Below are 10,144 nucleotides of genomic sequence, written 5' to 3'. Positions count from 1 at the left end.
AAAATATTTTTAGTTTAACTATTTAATTAGTTAGAACAGTTAGCCTCGACATGATGGACTAAATATTATGAATATTGAAAAACAAATACCTCTATTAGAAGAAATATTGTCCGAATGGAAAAGTTTAATTGGCCTTGAATATCAAGGCTATAGAAATCATGTCTATCGTATGATCCATTTTTGCTTTATTTTAAAAGATTGCAACGAAGAGGACAGGAAAAAGATTATTATTGCAGGAGCTTTTCACGACCTGGGAATTTGGATTGAAGATACTGTCGATTATATTCCTCCATCAATTCCTCCAGCTATAGAGTATTTGCACAGGAAAAATCTTGAGGCTTGGTCAGAGGAGATTACCTTGATGATTCGTGATCATCACAAGGTAAGCAAATACAAAGGTGAAGAGTCTTCCCTTGTAGAAATTTTCCGTAGAGCCGATTTAGTGGATTTTTCCCTCGGTCTATTTAATTTTGGAATTGAGAAAGCAAATATAGAAAAACTTAAAATGACTTTTCCCAATAATGGTTTTCATAAAAATCTAGCAAAGAGAATTGGAAAATGGGTAATCAAACATCCCCTTAATCCCTTACCAATGTTCAAGTGGTAACAACTGCTAAAGTTTTTAGTTGATTTACAGATACCCTAATTGCAGACAAAGCCTACGATGCCGATCAACCAGTCCTACATCGGCTGGAGCGACAGGGGAAAACAGCAGTGATTCCCCCCAAGCGGAATCGCACTCACCCTCGGGAGTATGATAAACACTTATACAAAGCCCGACATTTAATTGAAAACTTCTTTGCCAAACTTAAACAGTATCGGGCGATTGCCACCCGTTACGACAAACTAGCTCAGAACTTTCAGGGGGCTATCTATCTGGCTGCTACCGTCATTTGGCTTAATTGATCACACGCCCTAGTAGGTTAGTAGGTCGATGCCACTTTTTGGCATCGCTCCCCCAAGCGTCGAGTCCAGCTTGACAACCCAATGATTCAACTTCCATTCATTGGCTTGTTTAACTGCTGTAAATTCATAGACCCCAGTGGTTAGCAAGGATGTTGTGTTATATTGTGTCGTAAACAATTGCAAATAGATCTGTCCGCTTGCTTGATCACTGGTTTGACTGTCGAACCTGGGTGTACTCAGGACATGACGGGGCTGAATCTGCTGTTGCCTGGAAAACTGTTGTATATTTGAGATGTAGTCTCTCCACTGGGAGAGATTCATAATAGTCTTGTTGTTGCCTTGTCCTAACTCGATTGAGGCTGATTTGGCAAACAGAGCTAAGAATTCCTCTAATTTAATTTCATTAAAAAAGTAGCCGTAGCTGTACAGGAGATTAATCACGGCTAATCGATCTGTCCCGTTGAAAGAGGTGTCACCTACGACGGTTTTGGATGTTGTCACTGAACCCGCCTCTTCATTTAAGTTATGTTTCATATTCTACATCATTAGACTGTCGAGGATTTTTCCTTAAGTCCATATTCCGCACCACGACTTCGAGTGTTGAATAATTAATCTATCACTTTGGGGAGCGTATTAAATTACTCTACTTAGCGTGTAGAACCTGGGGAATATGGACTTAAGTTAGCAGTATTGGTCTAAAGCGCAATGACTTTTAGAGAAGGTTTCTCAACTGTGTTCAAGTACATTTTCTCTTTTTTACCTTCTTGCTCTAGTTCAAGGACAAATCTGTACTTATAAACACCAGGAGGTAAGGTACTTAAGACTGCTCCAGCCCAATAATAATATACAGGGCAATAAGGATCTCGCATCATATCAGGCCCACCATAAATCTTGAGTTCGGTCATGACCTTGCTTTCAGCAAACTCTTCAGCGTCCCCTTCTTGGTCGTCAAGGAAGACAAGATTATTGATCTTGGGCATTGGCGGCCAGGTACCGTCTGGTCTTTTTTCGATTTCCATCGGATAGATAATCCAGTTGATCACCTGTCCTGGCTTACAGACGGTTTGTAAATGACCTGTTCCTTGACCTGAACCACCAACGCTATTGTCCATCATGTAGATGGTATCTTTAACCGTTCCCCTTTCTACTGCTTTATGAATATCAATGACTGAGACGATATTAAGCTGTACTGAGTTAAGCTGTCCTGGATTTTGCTTTTTTAGAGTTGTTCCGTTATCTGCCATGGTTTTACTCGCTGTTAGTTGAACAAATTCTGATTCAGTCCTGATTTCGTGGCCACTCAATAGGGCCACCAAACAGTCCATCGTTAAGGCTTATACCGGCTGACCAACAAGACACAAAGATGAAGTGGTTTCAATTGGCTCTGCTCGAGTGCCTACTTGAAACTTGACGCTATAGCGAGTCATTGTGACATCTTTTTTAACAGTGCCGATCCAATAAGAAACATCTGTTCCTTCATAAAACTCTTTTTTGGGTTCGCAGTAGTCCTTGTCAATGATGATGTCGTCAATGGCTGCATAAGCTTCACATTCTAAAAAGATCACAGTCCAAACTAATCGATCGCCTTTTTGAACCATGGTTTTCAAATTTTCAGTTCCTTGCTCCGTGGAGCCATTGGCTTTATTGCTATCCATAAAATAGACTTGTCCATTCAAGGAATCGGTTGCCAATGCTCCGACGACATCAATGACAGATGCAATAGTGATGGTTTTCCCTGTGGTTTTTGTTGCCATGATTTATCCTCCAATAGTTTTTGTCTTAAGATTGACTACATAATGGGAAGCATTCCCACCCCTGCACCCGTGAATCCGTTGACTTTGGGATCGCTAGAAATCTTGAGATAAGCATCACAAGTCATATCCACCGGAACCCAAGTCCATTCCCCTTCTTTTAAAGCAAGTTTATAGAGTTGAACGTGCATGGTGTAAGCATAGACGCCAGGTTTAGAGGTATCTACAGAGGCTGCCCAGTACCAACCGTCAGTCACCATATCAGGAGAACCATAGGCAGCAGGATAAATGATTTTTTTATCTACTGCTTCCCCAGTGATATTGGTAATAATGGGATTAATAGAATTGATCTCAGGGAGTTGATATTCATCAGAAGCATAAACCAGTTTTCCAGTCACATCCATCAGCATTTGACCAGTCGTCCCCAGATCAGACTTTTGTGTTCTACGTTTACTTGTGACTTTAGTTTTCAGGCCTGTGCTACCTGCGATTCTTTTGAGTTCATTCACGATAGCTGCAACATTGCTAAAACTGCCTTTGTCGCTTGTCTCGATTCTCTCAACCAGTTGTTGAAACTCACTGAGTGCTTGAAAATCAGTATTTTTTGATTTATCGGTTAAAAAGGATTTGGGAATTGTTGGGGGTAGAGAACCCACTCCGTAGGGTAGCCAGTTTAAGACCTGCTCATTTGCCTGAGATCCATCGCACCAATAGGTTCCATTGACAGCAGATACTAAGCTATCAGTTCCTTGACCTTCAGACCCTTGCAATTTCATGTTGTCGAACAGGTAAGTATTCCCTTTTAATGTGTTGGCTTTTATGGCAGCCTCTACATCAACCATCAATATGATTCCTAATTGTTGGCTCATAACTTTTCTTCCTGACTTAAAGTTGATTTGTCCTAGAGAACAATGGAGGGTAAACTGCCCTTACGTACCGCTCCTGTTTATGTTTCTTGTTGAGCTAGCCTGCAACACATTTTAGAGACGGTGTATCAACATACATAATGCTGTTCTTGCCTTCATACATTTGCAGTTCAAATCTGTATCGGTACTCCACACCAGGAATCATCCAATAGGGAACAACTCCTTCCCAAACGTTTAAGTGAAGTTTGTCACTTTCGGCATTCATTGGGTCGCTTGGTGGTTTTGCCCCACTACCGTCAAGACCGAAAAACGAGATGTTTCTGATGCCTACAGGGGTCTGTAAGTCAAGGGCTAACATATGCCAATAAATGGCTTGTCCTGGGTAACATAAGGTACACAGGTTAGGGGTTCCTTGATTAAGACTGTCCAGGGGACTGTTATCCATCATGCAGAGGTTGCCATTGCCGAGGGTTCCCCCTGACAGGGATTCAATGACATCGACGACACAAAATATGGTTATTTTGGATTCCACAATTTTCCTCCTATTCGTTTGCTGCAAAAAATGTCCCTGAGAAAAGGAAGTTTGCTTAACTCAGTTCTCTTGGTTTTCTATGTGATACAAAGGGCAAAATTGGTCAACTAGAAAACAATTATTAGCCCGCTCATTTAGGCATTGATAATTGCTTTTAAGCTTAACTCTATCACAGAAATTGTTCAAGAATTCACTATTTTTTGTGAAATTTATTTAATTTTAAAAATGTCCAAAAATAGTGAATTTTTTGAATAGCTTTGGCCAAACTTGGTCAGCTAGAAAATAATTCTTAGCCGGGCCATTTGAGCCTTTAGAATTGCTTTTTCAGTTTAATTGTATCATAAAAATTGTTCAATGATTCACGATTTTTTCTGAAGTCTTACTGACTCTAAAAAACGCAGCAATCTTTTGGAGATAATAACCAATTATCTCCACACAAATAACTCAAAAACAGCAGTTCAGATGAGAAAGCTACTCAAAAGCTAACTCTCAAATAAAGCTCTATTTGCTACTAGAAAATAGCCAACATAAGTCAACCATAATCCAGTGATTATTAGCTGAATAATGAGTTAAAGTAATCACCCGTTTAAACAATATCCCTAATTACAGGAACCTTACTTAAAGGAGTTCGATAAATTTCCTCAGACCAGCGTTCCACTAATCTCACCTCAAAGCGATATCCCGTCTTTTCAATGTAATGATAATTGGCTTCTCCCCCGTTAAATATAGACAGAGAACCGATCAAAGCTTCAAGAAACAAACGTTTTACCCCTTCAGAACCAAGGGTGTTTTCCATTTTAATAAACAAATGCTTCGGCTCATCTACCGCAGCAATTAAAGATAACGTTTTGTTCCTCCGATGATTAACAAACTGAGTTTCATGAGCCAAGGCTTCCAAATCAAAAACCTCAGCTTCTTTTAATTGATGACAGAGCGTCTTATAAACGGGAGGAGCAGGAAATTGTGTATCTCCCAGATGAATAACATCCCCACTACGTCCTAAAAACTCAAATTGTTGAGTCTTCAGTCCTGGCTCGTCCAAATTCGCTCGACGAATCACCTTATCCCCTGATTTAAACCTAAGAAACGGTGTTTCATGGGCATGAAGTCGAGTGACGACCAACTCTCCTTCTTCTCCTTCAGCAACCCAACGACCATCCTCATCGACAATTTCAATGAGATGTAACCCTGGAACTGCCGCTAAATAAGGAGAATCTGCTTTTAATTGTAAACCGATCGCTTCGTTTTGAACTGTGGCAAAATAGCTTAAAATCTCTACATTAGGATAAAGCTGTTTTAATTCAAGTTGCTTACGATAGGGTAAAACTCCACTACCGTACATGGCCACACGAAAACTTTTTCTCGCTTCCTCATTCAAACCAACTCCAAGATCGCTGAGTATGGCAATACCTGCTGAAATCGCCATAATCGCCTTAGGCCCTTTGTAAGACATCATATGTTGATAGACTTCTTTCATCACCGGGCCTGCACCAATATAACTGATGCCTGGTATACTTTGTAAAACCCCGCCAACCATTGTCCCGCTACTCCACATTTGGAAATCAGCCAAGGTTGTCGCCACCCACTTGGGGTCATCTCCTGCGAGGTAATCTTTGAGCATATAATTGCCAATGAAATTACCCGCAATTTTGTAAGTATCCTGTAACTCCCGCAAAGAATAAACCATTTCTGCGGGCACCCCACTACTGGTTCCCCCGCTAGCGACAATTTCAAAGCCACCATAGTTTAACGGGACGACTAACCCAGGTCTATCTCCCATAAAAAAGTCGCTCATCACCGTCTTATCAGAAATCGGTAATTGCTGCCATTCTTCAAAGTTACGGGGAACTTCATTCACCCCTGATTTTTCAATCTTTTCTTTCCACAAGGGATTGAGGTTTAAGGTATGGATCATTTGTTGCAAACGCCGCATGACCAAAGCATTTTGAATGCTTTGGTCAATTTCACTGTAAGGTTGCTCGCAGAGCTTGGCACATTCGTTCATTTTCTCGGCGAATGAGGGCAGTTTTACCACTTCATCAATTGATTTTGGTTGCAACTCTTCTGGTGTAATCAACTGATTAACCATTTGCTCGATAGAAGAATTGACAACTACGGGGGTTTGAGTCATAGTTATTCCTGATTTTTTTAAGTGAACATATGATGCTTGAGAAGCATCTTTAGGGTATTTGGGCTGAACTAATGCAGGGGGTTAAATTCTTGAGGCTTTGTCAATGATTTCTTGTCCGATTTTCCGAATTTCACGAAGCAATAATTGGAAATGAGCCGTCTCGATTTTGTGATTCATAAAAACGACACGCAGACAGGGTTTTTCATCAACATTCACCTTAGAGATGAAAAAAGTCCCTTCTTCTTTGAGGCGGTTTCTGATGGTAACTTGAAAATCAGGCAATGCCTTTTCGTCTAAATTGGAGGGAAGATAACGAAAGCAGAGGATATTCATTTCTGGGTCATGGATGGTCTGGAAATCTGCTTCTTCTTCAAGCATCTGATAAGCGTCTTGGGTCAACTGACACAAATATTCCAGTTTATCGGCAAATAATTTTCTACCGTAAATGCTCCAGGTTACCCACAAATTCATGATTAGGGGTCGTTTGGTACATTCAAAATTCTGTTGCGCTCTATCAAACTGGGTGTAAATGTCGGGTTGTTTTTCAAAGACATAACTGGCATTTTGCTGGAAGGCTCCATAACTCTTTTCTTTATTTTTGTAGAAAAGAAGGGTACACACCCCAGGCAAAAACATCGTCTTGTGAGTATCCCACACAAAAGAATCGACTTTTTCAATGCCTTTTAATTTGTGGCGTAATTGATCGCAAACCAGTAAACTTGCCCCGTGACAGCCATCAACATGGAGCCAGATGTTTTCTTCTTGGGCAATATCAGCTAATTGGTCAAGGGGGTCAAAAGCCCCCTGAGTTGTGGTTCCTGCTGAGGCAACCATCGCAAAAACATTTAACCCTTTTTGGGCCGCTGCTTCGAGGGTGGGTCTTACCTTTTCGAGACAAATTTGTTTTTTCTCATTCAACGGTAACCGAACTATCTGCTCTTCTCCAATGCCTAAAATACCTACAGCCCGGGAAATACTATAATGAGCATCACCAACAGCGATCGCAGGACGACCTTGCCCCTTTAAAGCAGAAACTCCCTCAGACCACATCTGAGGAAATCTATCATTTCTGGCGGCTAGGAGGGCGGTTAAACTGCCTAATGACCCTCCTGAGGTGGTTACCATAGCAAACTGTCCAGGCTCCCAACCAATGAACTGGTTCAATTCATTGGCCATAATTTCTTCAACGACGTTGGGTAACTGGGCCGCTTCGTAAAATGAGGATGGCTGATTAACAATAGAGTTGACCAAGTCCATAATACCAGCCAGGGGAATGACACCGGAAAATTGCCGTCCCATATAGCCGGCGGAGTGAACTGCGATCCCTGTTTTTAAATATAGGTCAACGATTTTTTCTAGCTTTTCTTGCTCTTTTAACCCTAGTCCGTTACTTGAGGCGGCCATCAAGTCTTTTGCTTGGTGTAAAAGCTCATAGGGATTGGTTAGTTCAATGCCCCGAATGGAAGAGTCAGCTAAATATTGTTCTAGCTTCGAGATAACAACTTCTAGATTTTTACGGAATAATTGAGGGTTGAAAGCGTCCAGTTGTAGTCCTGTGGGTCGGTCATTTCGTAAAGTTCCCCCAACCAAGTCTGACAAGACTTCTAGGGGATTAGATTTATCATTCACACTCATGGAATAATTCAGACTCTTGAGGGTAGTTTTCTATCGCTAAAATACAACGCTCGATTTTAGCAATTTGAAGATTAAATTTAAGCTTGACCAGTTCTCTTGGTCAAAAACTCATGTAGACTAAGGACTTGTGCATAGGCAGTTTCTAAGGCACTCAGTATCGCGCAATGCACGTCTCTGGCGAGAATTAACTGATTACGAAAGTAAATGTCTCTAGTGGCACAGGCATCATGGATAACGATACATTTGAAGCCTAAGTCTGTAGCAGCACGGGTGGTGGAGTCAATGCACATATGCGTCATGCCTCCGCAAATCACTAATTCTTCAACTTCTGATTTTTTAAGTTCATAGAGTAAATTGGTTTCCTTAAAGCTATTGGGATAATGTTTAGATATTACCAATTCATCTTTAAGGGGTTTGACACTGTCGTGAATTTCTGCACCTGGAGTCCCTTCAACGAAAGGAGCAGTACCAGGCTCTGCTTTCATAAGGTGTTGTATATAGAAAAGCGGTAAGTGATTTTTCCGAAAGTAATTTAGCAAGTGCTGCACGTTTTGGGCAGCCCAGTCCATGCCAAATAATTCCATGAAACCACCTGGAAAATAATCGTTTTGCAGATCAACAAGAAGTAGTGCCGATTTCAATTTCTTTTCCTCACTAACAACTGCGACTTAATTTTAAACTCCCAATAATGAATATAACACTCAGTAGTATTGCAGTCAATAATTCCGAATTTCACGGAAAAATACGGAAATCAGTTTGTAAGAGTAATCTTAACTGGGTGAACTACTACACCCTCTATCCCATTGCAAAAAGCATCTGGGACTACTTTGCGAATACATGGCATTGCTCACTAGTGTGGGTTGACCGAAAATAAAGAGTTAGGGGAAACTTCTCTCTCTTGTCGCCAAGAGGGACGCTGTGTGTTTTCAACCCCGCACAAGGGCGCAAAGGCTTGGTTTTCTAGGATACTTACCGAAAATTTTGGGTCGAAAGCCCCGTCCTTCTAGGACGGCTTTTTATTCCAAGCTTGATGTATAATAAAGCTTGTTGATTAAACAAAGGAAATGAAATCCAGGTATCGCTACCGATGCTACCCGACACCCTCTCAAAAATTGGCATTAGCCAAGTTATTTGGGTGTGTCAGAGTTGTGTGGAACGATAGCCTGGGTTTCTGTATTTCCGAGTATAAAGAAGGTAGAAAGAAACCAAAGAATAGTGAACTACAAAAACAATTTATCACCCAAGCAAAGAAGTTAGAAGAACGGGAATGGCTGTCAGAAGTTTCAGCAATTCCACTCCAGCAAAGCCTTAATGATTTAGAGCAAGCCTATAAAAACTTCTTCAATTCCTGCAAGGGAAAACGGAAGGGGCAAAAAGTTAAACCTCCTCGCTTTAAAAAGCGGAAATCTAAACAATCCGCCCGATTCACTAAATTAGGATTTTCTACCAAAGGCGGGAAAGTCTATCTAGCGAAAGTTGGAAAGCTTAAGGTGGTTTGGACAAGGGAACTCCCTTCAGAACCCAGTTCGGTCACGATCATCAAAGATAGTGCTGACCGATATTTCTTAAGCTTTGTTGTAGAAATCCAATCCGAAATTTTTCCATCTTTTAACAGTTCAGTTGGCATCGATCTAGGAATTACAACCTTTGCTACCCTGAGTAATGGACAAAAAATAAAAGCTCCCAAACCCTTGATTAAAAGGATGAGGAAGCTGAAAAAGTTATCTAAAAATCTATCTCGGAAAACCAAAGGATCTAAACGGTATGAAAGACAAAGAAAGCAGTTAGCTAAATTTCACGCTAAAGTAGCTGATACCCGAACCGATTTCCTGCATAAATTATCTACCCAGATTATTCGTGAGAATCAAACAATTATCCTGGAAGATCTTCAGGTGTCGGGAATGGTTAAGAACCGCAAATTATCCCGTGCAATTTCTGATTTAGGATGGAGAAAATTTAGAACGTTTCTAGAAGCTAAATCCGAAAAATATGGAAGAGATTTCCGAGTAATTAACCGATGGGAACCGACATCTAAAACTTGCTCTTGCTGTGGGTTTAAAATTGGTAAATTAGACCTTTCAATCCGAGAATGGATTTGTTTAAACTGCGGGATTTCTCATGATCGTGATCTGAACGCCGCAGTTAATATTTTAGTCGCCGGAGGACTTTCGGATACTCTAAGCGAGCGTGGAGGAAGCGTAAGACTATCTCAGGATAGCAGCACCCAAAGAAGCGCTAACCCGCCAGAATTTAAGCAGCTATCAATTTTTGATCTGCTTAAATAGATGGAATCACCGTCCGTTCACGGCGGTGAGGATGTCAA

The 10,144-nt window shown here is 41.0% G+C and carries 10 protein-coding genes and 1 pseudogene; 3 read left to right on the top strand and 8 right to left on the bottom strand.

Annotated elements, in window-relative coordinates; translation table 11 throughout:
* Positions 1-67: 67 nt before the first annotated feature.
* Together WN50_RS29620 and WN50_RS29615 are read left to right on the top strand one after the other, a co-directional pair.
* The gene (locus WN50_RS29620; RefSeq protein ID WP_046281641.1) at positions 68-607 is read left to right on the top strand and encodes an HD domain-containing protein; all 540 of its coding nucleotides are present in this window, start codon (positions 68-70) and stop codon (positions 605-607) included.
* A 35-nt stretch (positions 608-642) separates the two neighbouring features.
* Positions 643-906: pseudogene (locus tag WN50_RS29615) on the top strand (transposase); the annotation flags it as partial.
* A 9-nt stretch (positions 907-915) separates the two neighbouring features.
* Here the strand turns inward: WN50_RS29615 and WN50_RS29610 are convergent.
* From WN50_RS29610 to WN50_RS29575, 8 genes are all read right to left on the bottom strand, one after another.
* Entirely contained in the window at positions 916-1,407 is a 492-nt protein-coding gene (locus WN50_RS29610; RefSeq protein ID WP_235441185.1) for a nuclear transport factor 2 family protein, read from the bottom strand.
* Positions 1,408-1,601: 194 nt separating this feature from the next.
* Complete coding sequence (locus WN50_RS29605; protein WP_152964970.1) at positions 1,602-2,150, bottom strand: hypothetical protein; 549 nt, start codon at positions 2,148-2,150, stop codon at positions 1,602-1,604.
* Positions 2,151-2,240: 90 nt separating this feature from the next.
* Positions 2,241-2,660 (bottom strand): hypothetical protein, encoded by a 420-nt coding sequence (locus tag WN50_RS29600; protein WP_049561728.1) that lies wholly within the window; start codon positions 2,658-2,660, stop codon positions 2,241-2,243.
* Positions 2,661-2,695: 35 nt separating this feature from the next.
* Positions 2,696-3,526, bottom strand: a complete 831-nt coding sequence (locus WN50_RS29595; RefSeq protein WP_046281645.1) for a hypothetical protein — start codon at positions 3,524-3,526, stop codon at positions 2,696-2,698.
* Between the two features lie 94 nt (positions 3,527-3,620).
* Positions 3,621-3,788: a hypothetical protein gene (locus tag WN50_RS34970; RefSeq protein WP_160315458.1), complete on the bottom strand. Its 168-nt coding sequence runs from the start codon at positions 3,786-3,788 to the stop codon at positions 3,621-3,623.
* A gap of 853 nt (positions 3,789-4,641) precedes the next feature.
* Positions 4,642-6,186, bottom strand: a complete 1,545-nt coding sequence (locus WN50_RS29585; protein WP_046281647.1) for a phenylacetate--CoA ligase family protein — start codon at positions 6,184-6,186, stop codon at positions 4,642-4,644.
* Between the two features lie 81 nt (positions 6,187-6,267).
* Positions 6,268-7,590 carry a pyridoxal phosphate-dependent decarboxylase family protein gene (locus WN50_RS29580; RefSeq protein WP_160315457.1) on the bottom strand — a complete coding sequence of 441 codons (1,323 nt, stop codon included), beginning with the start codon at positions 7,588-7,590 and terminating at the stop codon, positions 6,268-6,270.
* Positions 7,591-7,898: 308 nt separating this feature from the next.
* On the bottom strand, positions 7,899-8,462 hold the full coding sequence (locus WN50_RS29575; RefSeq protein ID WP_046281648.1) for a cysteine hydrolase family protein: 564 nt from the start codon (positions 8,460-8,462) through the stop codon (positions 7,899-7,901).
* 423 nt (positions 8,463-8,885) lie between these two features.
* On the opposite strand from WN50_RS29575, the gene WN50_RS29570 reads away from it, so the two are divergent.
* Positions 8,886-10,106: an RNA-guided endonuclease InsQ/TnpB family protein gene (locus WN50_RS29570; RefSeq protein WP_049561722.1), complete on the top strand. Its 1,221-nt coding sequence runs from the start codon at positions 8,886-8,888 to the stop codon at positions 10,104-10,106.
* The last annotated feature ends 38 nt before the right edge of the window (positions 10,107-10,144 follow it).

The sequence above is a fragment of the Limnoraphis robusta CS-951 genome (assembly GCF_000972705.2).
Note: the sequence above shows the minus strand (reverse complement) of the source record. Positions and strands in the feature narration are given on the sequence as shown.

What these genes read in the sequence shown, in the direction of transcription:
- WN50_RS29620 (WP_046281641.1), top strand. Translation starts at nt 68, where the DNA reads ATGAATATTGAAAAACAAATACCTCTATTAGAAGAAATATTGTCCGAA.
- WN50_RS29605 (WP_152964970.1), bottom strand. Translation starts at nt 2,150, where the DNA reads ATGGCAGATAACGGAACAACTCTAAAAAAGCAAAATCCAGGACAGCTT.
- WN50_RS29600 (WP_049561728.1), bottom strand. Translation starts at nt 2,660, where the DNA reads ATGGCAACAAAAACCACAGGGAAAACCATCACTATTGCATCTGTCATT.
- WN50_RS29595 (WP_046281645.1), bottom strand. Translation starts at nt 3,526, where the DNA reads ATGAGCCAACAATTAGGAATCATATTGATGGTTGATGTAGAGGCTGCC.
- WN50_RS34970 (WP_160315458.1), bottom strand. Translation starts at nt 3,788, where the DNA reads ATGAATGCCGAAAGTGACAAACTTCACTTAAACGTTTGGGAAGGAGTT.
- WN50_RS29585 (WP_046281647.1), bottom strand. Translation starts at nt 6,186, where the DNA reads ATGACTCAAACCCCCGTAGTTGTCAATTCTTCTATCGAGCAAATGGTT.
- WN50_RS29580 (WP_160315457.1), bottom strand. Translation starts at nt 7,590, where the DNA reads ATGGCCGCCTCAAGTAACGGACTAGGGTTAAAAGAGCAAGAAAAGCTA.
- WN50_RS29570 (WP_049561722.1), top strand. Translation starts at nt 8,886, where the DNA reads ATGAAATCCAGGTATCGCTACCGATGCTACCCGACACCCTCTCAAAAA.